This window comes from Tahibacter harae, from assembly GCF_024437735.1.
In the GTDB taxonomy this organism is placed as follows: Bacteria; Pseudomonadota; Gammaproteobacteria; order Xanthomonadales; family Rhodanobacteraceae; genus Tahibacter; species Tahibacter harae.
The window spans coordinates 26825-41732 of the sequence record NZ_JANFQO010000012.1; the positions used below are offsets into that span (position 1 = coordinate 26825).

Below are 14908 nucleotides of genomic sequence, written 5' to 3' on the forward strand. Positions count from 1 at the left end.
GTGCCCGCCTGCCTTCTCCTTCCTCCTGAGTCCCTTAACCTATGTTTAACGCCGTTACCGAATTCCTGACCGGCGGCCTCACCCAGGCCAGCTGGCCATGGCTGATCGCGTACTTCGTCCTCGTCACCCAGCTCACGATCTTCTCGGTGACCTTGTACCTGCATCGCAGCCAGGCCCATCGCGGCGTCGACTTCCATCCGGTGCTGAACCATTTCTTCCGTTTCTGGACCTGGTTCTCCACCGCGATGATCACCAAGGAATGGGTGGCCATCCATCGCAAGCACCACGCCAAGTGCGAGACCGAGGAAGATCCGCACAGCCCGATGATCTACGGCATCAAGAAAGTGCTGTGGGACGGCGTGGACCTTTACCGCAAGGCCCGCCGCGACAGCGAGTGCATGGACAAGTACGGCCTGGGCACGCCGAACGACTGGCTGGAGCGCCGCATCTACACGCCGTATCCGGAAGTCGGCCCGACCCTGATGCTGTTCCTCAACTTCGCCCTGTTCGGCCTGTGGGGCGTGGTGATCTGGGCCTGCCAGATGATCTGGATACCGTTCTGGGCCGCCGGCGTCGTCAACGGCCTGGGCCACTGGTGGGGCTACCGCAATTTCGAAAGCAACGACACGGCGACGAATCTCAGCCCCTGGGGCCTGATCATCGGCGGCGAGGAGCTGCACAACAACCACCACGCCTTCCCCAGCTCGTCCAAGTTCGCCCTGCGCAAGTGGGAACTGGACATCGGCTGGATCGCGATTTGCGCGTTCAAGTCGGTGGGCCTGGCCAAGGTGCTGCGCGTCGCGCCCAGCCTGGACGTGCGCCCGAACATGCACCTGCCCGACGGCGACACCATCAAGGCGCTGATCGCACACAAATTCCAGGTGATGACCGATTACTTCGGCAACGTCATCGCGCCGACCCTGCGCGAGGAAGCCGCCCAGGCCGGCAACAACCTCAAGGACCTGCCGCGCCGTCTGCGCAAGGGCCTGTCCAGCGGCGGCCGCTGGCTGGACAACGATGCACGCGAACGCCTGGGCCAGTGGGTCAACCAGCGTCCGGCCATGGCCACCGTCATGGAATACCGCGGCCGCCTGCACGAGCTGATGGAAAGCCGCAACGGCGATGCCATGCTGGAAGCGCTCAAGCAATGGTGCCGCGAGGCCGAGGCCAGCGGCATCCGCGCGCTGCAGGAGTTCGCCTCGCGCCTGAAGGGCTATTCGCTGGCCGCCGCGCACTGAGCCGCACAGCCAGGCCGTTGAAATAGCGAGGGCGCCCCAGGGCGCCCTCGCCGTTTCCGGCCCCCGGCCGGGCCGCGGCGGAATGTGACGGAATTTGCATATTGCGCGGCGGCATGAGAAGTCAGACCATCCCGTTGCGCATGTTGCGCATAGGGGAAAATCCATGATCAAGTCTTCCGGGCTGTTGCTGGCCGCCGTTGCCGTGCTCGCTTCCACCGCTGCCTCCGCCAGCGAGAACGATTCCAAGGTCGTACTGAAGAACCAGTCGGCCTGGGCCATACACCAGCTGTATTTCTCGCCCACCAGCGAGCGCGAATGGGGCCCGGATCAGCTGGGCAACCACACCATCAACACCGGCGAGACCTTCACCCTGAGCGGCGTGCCGTGCGCCGCCTACGATGTGCGCGTGGTCGACGAGGACGGCGACGAGTGCATCATCGAAGACGTCGGCCTGTGCGCGACCAAGGACACCTGGGTCATCACCGACAAGGACCTGCTCGGCTGCCAGGCCGCCACGCAGGGCGAGTAAGTCCCGCTTTCGCAGCCGCGCCCGCCACGGCGGACGCGGCTGCTGTCGCGGCGGCCGCTACACTGCGCGCTTTGATTCGCCGGAAGCCGCCGTGAGCGACGCAGAACCCGCCGCAACGAACGAAGCCGGCCAGGCCCGCCAGGCCGGCCGCATTGCCTTCGAAAACCTGCGCGAGCGCACCGACGAGCTGGAGCTGATCATCTCCGGTATCAGTCTGCTGGCCCTGCTCGCCCTGCCGTCCTGGCTGTTCCAGCACTGGCTGCAGCTGGAGCTGCATGCCGAAGGCCAGCGCCATGTGCTGCTCGCGCTGGGCTTCCGTATCGTCAGCGGCCTGAGCATGACCCTGGCCGTCGCTTTCCTGCTGCATCTGGCCGTGCGCGCCTACTGGGTGGGCCTGATCGGACTCAAGGCTACCTTTCCCGAAGGCATACGCTGGCACGCCATACGCAGCATGGGCGAGGTCACCCGCGCCTACCAGCGCGCCCATGTGGTCGACCTGGACAAGGCCATCGACAAGGCCGACCGCGCCGCCTCCATCATCTTCGCCCTGGTCAGCCTGGTTACGCTGGCGATGCTGTGGATAGGCCTGTTGATGGGCCTGGTCCTGCTTGGCGCGATGGGCGTGGGCGCCTTGCTGGGCGCCAGCGACGACGACGCCGGCCGCTGGGGCTTCAATTTCTTCATGGGCCTGACCTTCCTGGTCGTGATGCCCGCGATGTTGCTCGACAGCGACTGGCTGCGCCGCCGCCTGGGCCCGCCCGGGCCGCGTCGGCGCGCGGTGATCGAACAGCTGACCCGCTGGCAAAGCCTGCTGTTTCCGCAACGCCTGATACTGCCGGTGCAGCTGTCGCTGGAAAGCAACCTGCCGAGCTGGATCTTCACCGCGATCTTCCTGCTGCTGGTGGCCGTCAGCGTGGTACTGGGCGGCCTGCAGGAGAAGCTGCTGCGCCAGTTCGCCCCGATCTCCAGCTACGACTACCTGAGCGACAGCGACGCCGAGGGCGGCCTGCGCAGTGCCTTCTACGAAAACCTGCGCAGCGAGCGCGACGCCCTGGCGCGGGTGCCGCTGATCCCGGCGGACATGGTCGCCGACGGCCATCTGCGCCTGTTCCTGCCCTACCTGCCCGGCCGCGACAACCCGAAGCTGCGGCAAGGCTGTCCCGGGGCCGGCGACCAGCCGGCGCGCCGCCGCTGTCTGGCCGGCCTGTGGCGAGTGCGCATCGACGACAGGCCGGCCGCGCTGGACGACTTCATCGTGGCCGAGCGCCGCGACCTGGGCATGCGCGGCCTGCAGGGTTATCTGAGCCTGTCCGGGCTGGCGCCGGGGCGGCATGAGCTGCGGGTGGAGTGGCAGGGGGCGGCGGCGCTGGAGAACGGGCAGACGGTGATGGGAGAAGCGGCGAAAACCGGGGAAGCGGCGCCGGGGATGGCTCCTGGGGCGGCGGATTCTGTTGCAGTAGCAGAGGGGAAAGTGGGTGTCCCGAATTCCCCAGGTGTCCCGAATCCCACTGAAAAAGTGGATGTCCCGAATCCCACTGCGAATCTCGCGAGTGTCCCGAATCTCGCGCCGATGAGCGAAAAAGTGGGTGTCCCCAATCCCGCGAATCCCACCGCCGCCGGCGCATCCGGCACCGCAGCGCCGCCGGTCGTCTATCGCATCCCGTTCTGGTTCTCGCCGCCCTACCAGCAGGATCTGGCGCCGGCGCGCTAGCCGGCCGCGGCACTTCACAACGGGGCGGGCGTTGCTATAGTCGGCGGGAATATTTTCTGAATTGGAAAATCCCGGAAATCATCATGACGCCAGCCGCTCCCGCCGTCCGCACGCCGTCGCGTTCCGTCCAGGCCGTTGGCTTCGTCCTGGCGCTGCTGGCCGGCGCCGGCCAGGCCCAGCTGCCTGCGCCGGTCGCGCCGCCCAGGCCCGCGCGGGAACCGGGGGCTGCGCCGGCGATCACCGAAACAGCGCCGGCGCGGCTGGATGCGGCCGATCTGGCGGCCTTCGTCGATGGCGCGGTGGAGGCCTACCGGCGCCGTGTCGGCCTGGCCGGCGTCAGTGTGGCCGTGGTCGATGCGCAGGGGCCGCTGCTGCTGCGCGGCTACGGCTTCGCCGGGCTGGAGCCGGAGCGGCCGGTGGACGAGCGCAGTCTGTTCCGCATCGGCTCGGTGTCCAAGACCTTCACCTACCTACAAGCGCTGAAACTGGCCGACGCAGGCAAGCTCAGGCTGGATGCGCCGGCCAACGACTACCTGCCGCCGGCGCTGCGCCTGCCCGAGGACGGCTATGCGCCGGTGCTGGTGTGGCATCTGATGACGCATACGGCCGGCTTCGAGGACTCTGCCCTGGGCCATCTGTTCGCCGCGACGCCGCAGGCCTCGCTGCCGCTGAATGACTATCTGCAACGCCACCGTCCGGCGCGCGTGCGCGAACCCGGTACTCATGCGGTGTATTCGAACTACAGCGTGGCCCTGCTCGGCGCCGTGCTGGCCCAGGTCGAGGGCGTGGGCTTCGAGGCGCTGCTGGAGCGCGACCTGTTCCAGCCCCTGGGCATGCACGACAGCGGCTTCCGCGAACCGCTGGACGCGGGCGATCCGCGCAGCGCGCCGGCCGCGCTGCAGGCACTGCGCTCGGCCGGCTTCGCGCGCAAGGACGGCGGCTTCGAGAGCAAAGGTTTTGAATACATCGCCCAGATCGGCCCGGCCGGCGCCGTCTCCAGCAGCGCCTCCGACATGGCGAAATACCTGCGCATGCTGCTCAACCGCGGCCGGCTGGACGGGCGCGAGATCCTGCCGCCCGGCGTCTTCCAGCGCCTGGAAGACGATCCGCTGGTGCGCAACGCGCCCGACGCCACCGGTTTCGCCCATGGCTTCTTCCGCAAGCGCTACGGCGAGGTCACCAGCCTGGAGCACGGCGGGGCGACCCTGTATTTCCATTCCAACCTGGTCGTGCTGCCGGAACTGGGCTTCGGCGTGTTCGTCTCCACCAATACCGACATCGGCCGCCAGTTCGCCGCCGAGTTGCCGGGACTGCTGATCGAACGCTATTTCGCCCGCGCCCGCACACCGGCCGCCGCGGCGGCGCCGGCGGATTTCGCCGCCACGGCCCAGGCCTACGCCGGCAGCTATCTGGGCGAGCGGCGCACCTACACCACGTTTGAAAAAATGCTGATTTCTTCCAATGCCGAGATCCGCGTGGGCAAGGATCATCTGGTGCTCAGCGCCAACGGCGATAGCACGCGCTGGCTGCCGGAAAAACCCGACGTATTCCGCGCCGAACGCGGCCCGGGCCGGCTGGTCTTCCTGCGCGACGGCAGCGGCCGGATCGGCGGCTTCGTCAGCCCCGGCGGCCACGACGTATTCGACCGCGCCGGCTTCTTCGACAGTTCGCAGAACGTGCTGCTGTTGCTGGGCCTGAGCGCCCTGAGCGCAGTGGGCGTGCTGTTCGGCCTGTGGCAGCGCCGCCGCCAGCCGCGCCGGCCCGGCGCCGCCGTCGCCAGTGCGCGCTGGCTGGGCCTGGCTGCGGCTGCCTGGCTGGTATTCGCCGGCACCTTCGCCGTCGCCTTTGCCCAGCTCGCCGGCGACGAAGCCCTGGCTCTGTTCCACTATCCCACGCCGCTGCTGCGCGTGGCGCTGTGGCTGGCCCTGCCGGCGCTGCTGCTGTCCCTGCTCTGCCTGCCCCTGCTGTGGCCGGCCTGGCGCAGCCGGGACTGGAACGCCTGGCGCAAGCTGCGGCATACCGCGGCCGTGGCCGTATTCCTGGCTACAGGCTGGGGGCTTTGGGTGTGGAATGCGGTGGGATGGAAGCTGTGAGAGCCGTGGGAAGCACGCCGCATCCGGCCATGAGCGCCGGCTGCGCTGCACAACCGGGCCGGAAAGGCAGCCGGCCAGCCGTCAGGCTCCGGCCTGAGAATCCCGCCGGATGAGCGGTGCATCGGCGAAATGAAAAGCCCGCTTCGCCGCGGGCGCATCGCCAGAACGAAAAAGCCCGCCTTACGGCGGGCTTTGGTAATTCAGCCGGAAGCAGCCGATTACTTGATCTTCGCTTCCTTGTACTCGACGTGCTTGCGCACGACCGGGTCGTACTTCTTGATCGCCATTTTTTCCGGCGTGTTCTTCTTGTTCTTGTCGGTGGTATAGAAGTGGCCGGTGCCGGCGGTGGAGATCAGGCGGATTTTGTCACGCTTGGATGCCATGGTTTATCTCCTCAGATCTTTTCGCCACGAGCGCGCAGCTCGGCGACGACGACCTCGATACCTTTCTTGTCGATGGTACGCAGGGCGTGGTTGGAAAGGCGCAGCTTGATCCAGCGGTTCTCGCTCGGCACCCAGAAGCGGCGCTCGTGCAGGTTGGGCAGCCAGCGGCGGCGGGTCTTGTTGTTGGCGTGCGAGACGTTGTTGCCGCTCAGCGCACCCTTGCCGGTAACTTGGCATTTACGGGCCATACGTACCTCATCAGATTCATTGGGCCGCCCTTGGCCAGGGCGGTATCGGCCCAGCGGCATGCGGGCATGCCATGCGTTGCTGGAAGACGCCTGCGTCAGCGGAAGCTGCGCGAAAACCCCGGAACGCATGCCGGGTTTCCTGGCCCGGGAATACGGGCGCCGCAAAGCGAGCCGCGCTTTATAGCAGGGCAGCGCCGCGCAGGCAAGCGGGCAGATAGCCGGCCATCGCTCCGGCCCGGTACCTCCGGCGCATGAACCGCAGGCGCGGAGTTATGGGATACTCCCGCTCCTTTTCTCACCGTTCCCACCGGAGACACCCATGTCCGATACCGCCGCCAACGGCCAGGCTGCTGCCCAGGCGCAGCTGTCCGTGCAGAAAATCTACATCAAGGACTCCTCCTTCGAAGCGCCGGCCGCGCCGCACATCTTCCAGGAGCAGGGCCAGCCGCAGATCCAGCTGCAGCTGGGTCAGCAGGTCAACGCCCTGGCGCAGGACGTGTACGAACTGGTGCTGAGCGTGACCGTGACCTGCAAGCTGGGCGAGAAGATCGCCTACCTGTGCGAAGTGCAGCAGGCCGGCATCTTCGGCGTGGCCGGTTTCGACGATGCCAACCGCGACGCCGTGCTGGGCAGCTACTGCCCCAACGTGCTGTTCCCCTACGCCCGCCAGGCCATCTCCGACATGGTGCAGAACGGCGGTTTCCCCCCCTTCTTCCTGCAGCCGATCAATTTCGACGCGCTCTACGCCGAGGCGATGTCGCGCCGCGCCAGCGAAGGCGGCGAAGCACCGGTCCTGAACGCCTGAAGCCATGAGCGCGCAAGCCCGGGTTGCCGTCCTGGGTGCCGGCTCCTGGGGCACCGCGCTGGCCAGCCTGCTCGCCCGGCATGGCGTCCATACCACCTTGTGGGGACGCGATGCCGCGGCGATGCGCGGCATGGCCGAACAGCGGCTCAATGTGCGCTATCTGCCGCACAGCCCGCTGCCTGAAAGCCTGCACTACAGCGCCGACCTCGCCGCCAGCGTGGCCGGGGCCGACTGGCTGCTGGTGGTCACCCCCAGCCACGCCTTCCGCGAACTGATCGAGAAACTCGCCACGCTGCCCTCGCGCTTCCACGGCATTGCCTGGGCGACCAAGGGCTTCGAGCCCGGCACCGGCCGCTTCCTGCACGAGCTGGTCGAGGAGATCCTGCCCGGCCAGCCCGGCGCCGTGGTCACCGGCCCCTCCTTCGCGCGCGAAGTGGTCGACGGCCTGCCCACCGCGGTGACGGTGCATTCCGACAACGCCGACTTCGCCCAGACCGTGGCCGAGCAATTGCACGGGCCGACTTTCCGCGCCTATACCGGCAGCGACCTGCTCGGCGCCGAACTCGGCGGCGCGATGAAGAACGTGCTGGCCGTGGCCACCGGCGTCGCCGATGGCATGCAGCTGGGCCTGAATGCCCGCGCCGGCCTGATCACCCGCGGCCTGAACGAGATGCTGCGCCTGGGCGTGGCCCTGGGCGCGCGGGCGGAAACGCTGATGGGCCTGGCCGGCCTCGGCGACCTGGTGCTGACCTGTACCGGCGACCTGTCGCGCAACCGCCGCCTGGGCCTGGCCCTGGGCCGCGGCACGCCGCTGAAACAGGCCGTGGCCGAGATCGGCCAGGTAGTCGAAAGCGTGCAGACCGTGGACGAGGTGATGCGCCTGGCTACGCGCCACGAGGTGGAACTGCCCATCGCCCGGCATGTGCAGCGCGTGCTGCACGAGGAAATCACGCCGGCCGAAGGTCTGCGCCTGCTGCTGGCACGCGAGCAGAAACCGGAATATCCCGAGCCGTTTCCGGTCCAGTGAAAACCCGCGGGCGCCTCGGGCGCCCGCGCTGTCTCACATCTTGATTCACCACTTGTAGCGCACGGTATAGGTCACCTTGGCTTCGCCGTCCGCGGCGATTTCGACGGGAAAGTCGATGGTCGAGGCGTCGCGCCTGGTAAATTCGCGGTTCTTCGCGGTCACGTCCCAGCCGCTCCAGCGGTACAGGTATTCGCGCACGATCACCTTGGTCGCCGTCTTCTTGCGGTTGCGCACCATCACTTCAAAGCTCTCGTCCATCGTCTTGGCAGCCATGTCGATGTTGAAGCTGATCTGCTTGCGCTCGCCGACCACGTCGAAGGAGTTGCCCAGCTTGATGCGCAAGGTCTCGTTGCGCGGCGTGTGCTTGATCACATCCTCGCCGATGAACTCCAGCGTGCCGTCGGCCGAAGCCTGGTTCACGCGCACGCGGCCGGCCGGCAGCGGCATGCCCAGGCGGTTGGCCTCCTTGTTGTCGAATTCGAGGAAGGCACCGACCGTGCCCTGGCCGGTGGCGCCATAGCCCTGGTCGGAGATCGGCGCGGCCCAGTGCGACCAGGGCTGCGGCGCGGCGGTGAACACCAGCTGCTTGCTGCAGCCGACCTTCACCGCAGTCGGGAACAGTTCCAGCTGCTTGGTCGAGTTGTCGGGCAGGTCGCTGCGCCGGCCCAGGGTATACAAGTGGTATTCAAACAATGAGGATTCCTGGAATCCTGCATCGGCCTCGGCCACCGAAGCGGCCATGGCGCGCTTCATCAGCATCGGCGCCGGCTGCGGCGCGGCCGGCGCGCGGTTGACCTCGCCCGCGACCAGCTTGAGCTGGGCCTGCGGATAACTGGCGCCGGACTGGTTGACGATGGTGACCCAGGCCGACAGATCCATGTCGCAGCCGCCGGCGCTCTCGCGCAGCGTGACGTTGTAGTCCGACCACCAGGTCATGCCCTGGGTCTGGTAGCTCACGCGCGTGTCGTGCGTGCCGGCCTGCTTGGCATTGACCAGCCAGACCAGGGTGGGCCGCGTGATAAGGCCGCCGGGCAGGCTCGGAAACAGCACGTTGCTGTAGGTGCCGATGGTGACGACCTCGCCCGAATCGCGCTGCAGGATCAGGCTGCCGTCGGCGGCCGAGAGCAGCACGCCGCCGATGCGTTCCAGCGTTTCGCCGCGCTGCTGTTCCACCGTGATCGGCTGGCCGACGTAGCGCTCCAGCAGCTTGTCGCGGTTGACCAGGTCGAACTGGTAGTTCTGTTCCACCACGCGCGTACCGGCGGGGTCGGTCAGCGATTCAAAGGCGACGGTGGTCGGATCTATGCGCTTGGCCACGTCGGTGAAGCGCAGCACGCCGTTGCCGGCCTGCAGGCTCATCTTGCGGCCGTCGCGCACCAGCGCATAGCCGGGCAGTGCCGGGCCGTAGTTGGCCAGGCTTTCGGTGTTGACCTGGCCGGGCTGGGCGGAGCTGTAGATGGTGAGGGAGTAATCGGGCGCCGCATCGGCGGCAAGGGCGGTGCTGGTCATGGCGGCGGCGATTCCTAGGGCGAGCATCGTGCGCATGGCGACTCCTGGCAGGGCTGCGCTGCAACGGCAGCATGAGCGGGGCAGGGTTAGGTGGGGCCGGTGTGGCGGATTAAACCCCGCGGCGCGGGCCGGTGAAACAAGCTGTCACGCATCCTTTCATTTTTCCTCGTCGACGTTCATGTCCGCGCCTTCGTCGCCGAGCAGGCCCTGGCTCTGCTCGCTGCTCAGCGATTCCACACTGCGCAGCTTGCGCTCGATGGCGCGCGTGCGCACGCCGGCGGCGTCAATGCTCTTGCGCACCGTATCCAGCTGGTTGCTGGTCTTCTCCAGCACCACGCCGAACTTGCCGAATTCGGTCTTGACCGCGCCCAGCAGCTGCCACACCTCGCTGGAGCGTTTTTCGATCGCCAGCGTGCGGAAGCCCATCTGCAGACTGTTGAGCGTGGCGCTGAGCGTGGTCGGGCCGGTGACGACCACGCGCAGGTCGCGCTGCAGCGCCTCGAACAGGCCGGGCCGGCGTATCACCTCGGCATAGAGGCCTTCGGTGGGCAGGAACATGATGGCGAACTCGGTCGTCGCCGGCACAGAAATATATTTGTCGCGGATGCCGCGCGCCGCCTCGCGCACGCGCCGCTCCAGCGCCTGGGCGGCCGCCGCGGCGGCTTCGGCATCGGCCCGCTCCTGCGCGTCGAGCAGGCGTTCGTAGTCCTCGCGCGGGAACTTGGCGTCGATCGGCAACCATACCGGCGCGCCGCCGTCGCGGCCGCCGGGCAGGCGTATGGCGAATTCGACGCGCTCGCTGGAATTGGGCACGGTGGCCACGTTGCTGGCGTACTGCTCCGGCGTCAGCAGCTGTTCCAGCAGCGCGGCCAGCTGCACTTCGCCGAGGATGCCGCGGGTTTTCACATTGCCGAGCACGCGCTTGAGATCGCCCACGCCCTGGGCCAGGCCCTGCATCTCGCCCAGGCCGCGGTGCACTTGTTCCAGACGTTCGGAGACCAGCTTGAAGGATTCGCCGAGGCGCGTTTCCAGCGTCGCGTGCAGTTTCTCGTCCACGGTCACGCGCATGGCGTCGAGCTGGCGCGCATTGTCGGCCTGCAGCTCCTTGAGCCGGGTTTCCAGCGTGGCACGCACTTCGCCCAGTCGCTGCTGGCTGTGTTCGGCCTGTTCCTGCAGGCCCTGGCGCAGCTGGTCGCCGAAGCGCGACAGCGAGGCGGCGCCCTCTTCGCGCGCCTTGCGTGCATCGTCCTGCAACACCTGGCGCAGGCTTTCCAGCGTGGCGCGCATCTCGCCCAGGCGCTGCTGGTTGTGCTCGGCCTGTTCCTGCAGGCCGGCGCGCAGCAGTTCGCCGAAGCGGCCCAGGGCCGCAGCGCCTTCCTCGCGCGCCTTGCGGGCGTCTTCCTGCAGGGCCTGGCGCAAGGCTTCCAGGCGCTGATCGCTGCGCAGGCCGGTCTGTTCCAGGCGCTGGCCGAAATCCTCGATGCGCTGGTGCTGCATCTGCGCCAGCGCGCCGAACTGGCCCTGCACCGCATCGCGCAGCTGTTCCAGGCGCTGCGACTGCTCGCCGCGGCCGGCGCGCTGTTCCTCGCGCAGGGCTCGCTCCAGGCGCTCGCCGTCCGCGTGCAGTTCTTCGAGCGTGCGGCGCAGCGGCGCGAGCACATCGGCGCGGCTGCGCTGCAGCAGGATCAGCAGCATCACCGCCAGCAGCAGCAACAGCACGACGGCGGCCAGCAGCAGGATCTCAAGCAGGGACATGGAGGGATCCGCAACAAAAACGGCAGCCAGTGTACCGGCTGCCGTCACGGCTCAGGCGGGCGTGCTTTTCCGATGCCGGAAAAAGCCGCGGCGGTTCTCGCGAACCGCCGCCATCCCCATGCACCACGCTGTATACCCCAGACCGTCTCTCGCCCGCCGGCATCCCCGTGCCGGCCGGCTTACCGAAGCATTGATGCTGCAACCTCGCGCATGACGTTCGGCACTCCCTGTGGCTGAACGTAGTCAAAACGTTAAGCGGCGTCAATGGTTTTGAGGCCAGGCGGCCGGCCGGGCGGGGTTTTTAGACGTGGACGGCCTGGTACGGCCGGGGCCGCCAGAAGAGGGCGTTTTTGTCCTGAGGACAAATATGTCCTACCGCCCGGGAGAGCGGCGCCGGCCGGGGGCCGAGGAAAACCCCGTGCAGCCTGAGGGCGCTCTCCCGAGCGCATTACGCGCCCGGGAGAGCGGAGTTTCACGCTGGATCGAGGCCCCTGCTCCGCAACAACCCCGCTGCCGCCCGGCCAGTCCCGAAGCCCCAATTCCGGCGCTTACAGCACCGAGATGTCGGCGACCTGCAGGAAGCTCTCGCGCAGCCCGGCCAGCAGGCGCAGGCGGTTCGCGCGCACGGCGGGGTCATCGGCCATCACCATTACATCGGTGAAGAACGCATCGACCGGATCGCGCAGGCCGGCCAGGCGCTTGAGCGTGGCGACGTAATCGCGCGCGGCCAGCAGCGGTTCCAGCGCGCCGCGGGCCTCGCTCAGCGCGGCGTGTAGCGCGGTCTCGGCACCGGCAGCGAGCAGGGCGGGATTTACACTGCCGCGGCTTTCAGCCGGGTCGGCCTGGCGCAGGATATTGGCGATGCGCTTGTTCGCCGCGGCCAGGGCCTCGGCTTCGGCCAGACCGGCGAAGGCGGACACGGCGCGCACGCGGGCGTCGAAATCGCCGAGGTCGGCCGGAGTCAGCGCGCGCACCGCCTCGAAGCGGTTGGCGCCGACGCCGGCGTCGGCGTAGTAGCCGCGCAGGCGGTCGAGGATGAAGTCGTACAGCTCGGCGGCGAGTTCGCTGCGGCGCGCAGCCGGATCCAGCGGCGGCGCCTTGCCGTCCTTGCCCTTGGGCAGGCCGGCGGCGAGCGCGGCATCCGGCAGCTGGGCCAGGGCTTCGGCCAGCAGCGGCGGCAGTTCCAGGCTCAGGCCGCTTTCGATCAAGGTGCGCGCCAGGCCCAGCGCGGCGCGGCGCAGCGCGAACGGATCCTTGTTGCCGCTGGGCTTCATGCCGACGGCGAAGATGCCGCACAAGGTGTCTATGCGCTCGGCGATGGCCAGCACCTGGCCGATGCGGCCGCGGGCGATGCCGTCGCCGGCGAAGCGCGGGCAGTAGAACTCGTCCACGGCCTGGGCGACCTCGGCCGATTCGCCGTTGGCCGCTGCGTAGTAGCGACCCATCACGCCCTGCAGCTCGGGGAATTCGCCGACCATGCGCGTCATCAGATCGCACTTGGCCAGGGCCGCGGCGCGCATGGTCGCGCCCGCATCGACGCCGACGCGGTTGGCAATGGTGCGGGCCAGCTCGGCCACGCGGATCACCTTGTCCCAGACCGAGCCCAGCGCCTGCTGGTAGGTGACGTTCTTCAGCGTTTCCAGCTGGTCGATCAGCGGAGTCTTGAGGTCTTCGTCGAAGAAGAAGCGCGCGTCGGCGAAGCGCGGTCGGATCACGCGCTCGTAGCCCTTGCGGATCTCGGCGGGATTCGTGCTGTCGATATTGGCCACGCCGATGAAATGGCGGGTCAGGCGGCCTTCGGCGTCGAGCACAGAGACGAATTTCTGGTTGGTCTCCATGGTCATGATCAGCGCTTCCTGCGGCACGCGCAGGAAGTCGTCGTCGAAGGCGCAGGCGATGGCCGCCGGCCATTCGGTGAGGTTGGCGATTTCGTCGAGCAGGGCATCGCTGAGCTGGACCTGGCCGCCGGTCTCGGCCGCAGCGCGGGCGACCTCGGCGCGGATGCGTGCGCGGCGTTCGGCCGGATCGGCGAGCACGCGCGCCTCGCGCAGGCTGGCGAGCCAGCTGCCGGCATCGGCGATGGCGACGGCGCGGTTGTGATGGAAGCGATGGCCGCGCGAATCGCGGCCGCTGCGCAGGCCGAGGAGTTCCGCGTCGATCACGTCGCTGCCGTGCAGGATCACCAGCCAGTGCGCCGGGCGCACGAAGGCGTAGTCGTGATCGCCCCAGCGCATGGGCTTGGGAATGGGCAGGGCCTTGAGCGCTTCGCCAATGACGTCGGGCAGCAGTTTTGCCAGCGGCTGGCCGGCCTGTTCGCTGCGGAACACGTACCAAGCGCCCTTGTCGGTTTCCAGCTTCTGCAGCTGTTCCACCGTGGTGCCGCAGGACGCGGCGAAGCCGGTCAGCGCCTTGCTCGGCGCGCCGTCCGGGCCGAACGCGGCGTTTGCAGCCGGGCCGCGGCGTTCTATGGTCTGGTCGGGCTGGGCCGCGGCCACGGCCGGCAGCAGCACAGCCAGGCGGCGCGGCGAGCAATACACAGCGGCGCTTTCGCTGGATACGGCGAAGCCGCGCTTGGCCAGGCCGTCGACGATGCCGGCAGCGAAGGCCCGCGCCAGTTCATCCACGCTGCGCGTGGGCAGCTCTTCGGTGCCAATCTCGATCAGCAGGGGCTGCTCAGCCATGCGCCTTCTCCTGGCGGTTCTTCAGTCCGGGGAAGCCCAGCTTTTCGCGCTGGGCGTAGTACGCCTCGGCCACGGCACGGGCCAGGGTACGCACGCGCAGGATGTAGCGCTGGCGCTCGGTCACGCTGATGGCGCGGCGCGCATCGAGCAGGTTGAAACTGTGCGAGGCCTTGCACACCTGTTCGTAGGCCGGCAGCGGCAGCTTGGCCTCGATCAGCTTCTTCGCCTCGCCTTCGCACACGTCGAACCAGTGCAGCAGTTCGGCCACGTTGGCGTGCTCGAAGTTATACGTGGACTGCTCGACTTCGTTCTGGTGGAACACGTCGCCGTAGGTCACCACGCCGTGGGGCGCGACGGTCCAGACCAGGTCGTAGACGTTGTCCACGTTCTGCAGGTACATGGCCAGGCGTTCCAGGCCGTAGGTGATCTCGCCGGTAACCGGGCGGCATTCCAGGCCGCCGGCCTGCTGGAAATAGGTGAACTGGGTCACTTCCATGCCGTTGAGCCAGACTTCCCAGCCCAGGCCCCAGGCGCCCAGGGTCGGCGATTCCCAGTTGTCCTCGACGAAGCGCAGATCATGCACCAGCGGGTCCAGTCCCAGTGCGCGCAGCGAGCCAATGTATAAATCGAGAATATTGTCGGGATTGGGCTTGAGCACCACCTGGTACTGGTAATAGTGCTGCAGGCGGTTCGGATTCTCGCCATAGCGGCCGTCGGTGGGCCGGCGCGAGGGCTGCACATAGGCCGCGGCCCAGGGCTCGGGGCCCAGCGCCCGCAGGAAGGTGGCCGGATGGAAGGTGCCGGCACCGACTTCGGTATCGAAGGGCTGGATCAGGACGCAGCCCTGCTCCGCCCAATAGCGGTTCAGGGTCTGGATCACATCCTGGAAGGTGGGCGTGGGCGTAGACATGGTTGGGCTCACGGAAGGC

Annotated in this window: 12 protein-coding genes; 6 read left to right on the plus strand and 6 right to left on the minus strand. The window is 67.9% G+C overall.

Annotation, left to right across the window (positions count from 1 at the left end; all coding sequences use genetic code 11):
- Positions 1-41: 41 nt before the first annotated feature.
- The 4 genes from NM961_RS13630 to NM961_RS13645 all read left to right on the plus strand — a co-directional run bounded on the left by NM961_RS13630 (position 42) and on the right by NM961_RS13645 (position 5571).
- Entirely contained in the window at positions 42-1238 is a 1197-nt protein-coding gene (locus NM961_RS13630; protein WP_255914948.1) for a DesA family fatty acid desaturase, read from the plus strand.
- A 163-nt stretch (positions 1239-1401) separates the two neighbouring features.
- A complete protein-coding gene (locus tag NM961_RS13635) occupies positions 1402-1767 on the plus strand; it encodes a hypothetical protein (protein WP_255914949.1) in 366 nt (121 codons plus the stop codon).
- A gap of 91 nt (positions 1768-1858) precedes the next feature.
- Positions 1859-3478, plus strand: coding sequence for a hypothetical protein (locus NM961_RS13640; RefSeq protein ID WP_255914950.1), 1620 nt, complete (start codon positions 1859-1861; stop codon positions 3476-3478).
- Between the two features lie 83 nt (positions 3479-3561).
- Complete coding sequence (locus NM961_RS13645) at positions 3562-5571, plus strand: serine hydrolase domain-containing protein (RefSeq protein ID WP_255914951.1); 2010 nt, start codon at positions 3562-3564, stop codon at positions 5569-5571.
- 218 nt (positions 5572-5789) lie between these two features.
- Here NM961_RS13645 and rpmG read toward each other — a convergent pair whose 3' ends face one another.
- Together rpmG and rpmB are read right to left on the minus strand one after the other, a co-directional pair.
- On the minus strand, positions 5790-5954 hold the full coding sequence (rpmG, locus tag NM961_RS13650) for a 50S ribosomal protein L33 (protein WP_255914952.1): 165 nt from the start codon (positions 5952-5954) through the stop codon (positions 5790-5792).
- 11 nt (positions 5955-5965) lie between these two features.
- Positions 5966-6202 carry a 50S ribosomal protein L28 gene (gene rpmB / locus NM961_RS13655; RefSeq protein ID WP_255914953.1) on the minus strand — a complete coding sequence of 79 codons (237 nt, stop codon included), beginning with the start codon at positions 6200-6202 and terminating at the stop codon, positions 5966-5968.
- 319 nt (positions 6203-6521) lie between these two features.
- On the opposite strand from rpmB, the gene secB reads away from it, so the two are divergent.
- Complete coding sequence (secB, locus tag NM961_RS13660; RefSeq protein ID WP_255914954.1) at positions 6522-7007, plus strand: protein-export chaperone SecB; 486 nt, start codon at positions 6522-6524, stop codon at positions 7005-7007.
- 4 nt (positions 7008-7011) lie between these two features.
- Positions 7012-8034: an NAD(P)H-dependent glycerol-3-phosphate dehydrogenase gene (locus tag NM961_RS13665; protein WP_255914955.1), complete on the plus strand. Its 1023-nt coding sequence runs from the start codon at positions 7012-7014 to the stop codon at positions 8032-8034.
- A gap of 45 nt (positions 8035-8079) precedes the next feature.
- On the opposite strand, the gene NM961_RS13670 is transcribed toward NM961_RS13665, so the two are convergent.
- From NM961_RS13670 to glyQ, 4 genes are all read right to left on the minus strand, one after another.
- On the minus strand, positions 8080-9579 hold the full coding sequence (locus NM961_RS13670; protein WP_255914956.1) for a DUF4139 domain-containing protein: 1500 nt from the start codon (positions 9577-9579) through the stop codon (positions 8080-8082).
- A 120-nt stretch (positions 9580-9699) separates the two neighbouring features.
- Positions 9700-11298, minus strand: coding sequence for a DNA recombination protein RmuC (locus NM961_RS13675; RefSeq protein ID WP_255914957.1), 1599 nt, complete (start codon positions 11296-11298; stop codon positions 9700-9702).
- Between the two features lie 548 nt (positions 11299-11846).
- Positions 11847-13979, minus strand: a complete 2133-nt coding sequence (gene glyS / locus NM961_RS13680; RefSeq protein WP_255914958.1) for a glycine--tRNA ligase subunit beta — start codon at positions 13977-13979, stop codon at positions 11847-11849.
- On the minus strand, positions 13972-14889 hold the full coding sequence (gene glyQ / locus NM961_RS13685) for a glycine--tRNA ligase subunit alpha (protein WP_255914959.1): 918 nt from the start codon (positions 14887-14889) through the stop codon (positions 13972-13974). The genes glyS and glyQ overlap by 8 nt, the downstream gene beginning before the upstream one ends.
- Between the last annotated feature and the right edge of the window lie 19 nt (positions 14890-14908).

Excerpts from the sequence above, each read along its gene's own strand:
- NM961_RS13630 (WP_255914948.1), top strand. The coding sequence starts at position 42 with ATGTTTAACGCCGTTACCGAATTCCTGACCGGCGGCCTCACCCAGGCC.
- NM961_RS13635 (WP_255914949.1), top strand. The coding sequence starts at position 1,402 with ATGATCAAGTCTTCCGGGCTGTTGCTGGCCGCCGTTGCCGTGCTCGCT.
- NM961_RS13645 (WP_255914951.1), top strand. The coding sequence starts at position 3,562 with ATGACGCCAGCCGCTCCCGCCGTCCGCACGCCGTCGCGTTCCGTCCAG.
- rpmG (WP_255914952.1), bottom strand. The coding sequence starts at position 5,954 with ATGGCATCCAAGCGTGACAAAATCCGCCTGATCTCCACCGCCGGCACC.
- rpmB (WP_255914953.1), bottom strand. The coding sequence starts at position 6,202 with ATGGCCCGTAAATGCCAAGTTACCGGCAAGGGTGCGCTGAGCGGCAAC.
- secB (WP_255914954.1), top strand. The coding sequence starts at position 6,522 with ATGTCCGATACCGCCGCCAACGGCCAGGCTGCTGCCCAGGCGCAGCTG.
- NM961_RS13665 (WP_255914955.1), top strand. The coding sequence starts at position 7,012 with ATGAGCGCGCAAGCCCGGGTTGCCGTCCTGGGTGCCGGCTCCTGGGGC.
- NM961_RS13670 (WP_255914956.1), bottom strand. The coding sequence starts at position 9,579 with ATGCGCACGATGCTCGCCCTAGGAATCGCCGCCGCCATGACCAGCACC.
- NM961_RS13675 (WP_255914957.1), bottom strand. The coding sequence starts at position 11,298 with ATGTCCCTGCTTGAGATCCTGCTGCTGGCCGCCGTCGTGCTGTTGCTG.
- glyS (WP_255914958.1), bottom strand. The coding sequence starts at position 13,979 with ATGGCTGAGCAGCCCCTGCTGATCGAGATTGGCACCGAAGAGCTGCCC.
- glyQ (WP_255914959.1), bottom strand. The coding sequence starts at position 14,889 with ATGTCTACGCCCACGCCCACCTTCCAGGATGTGATCCAGACCCTGAAC.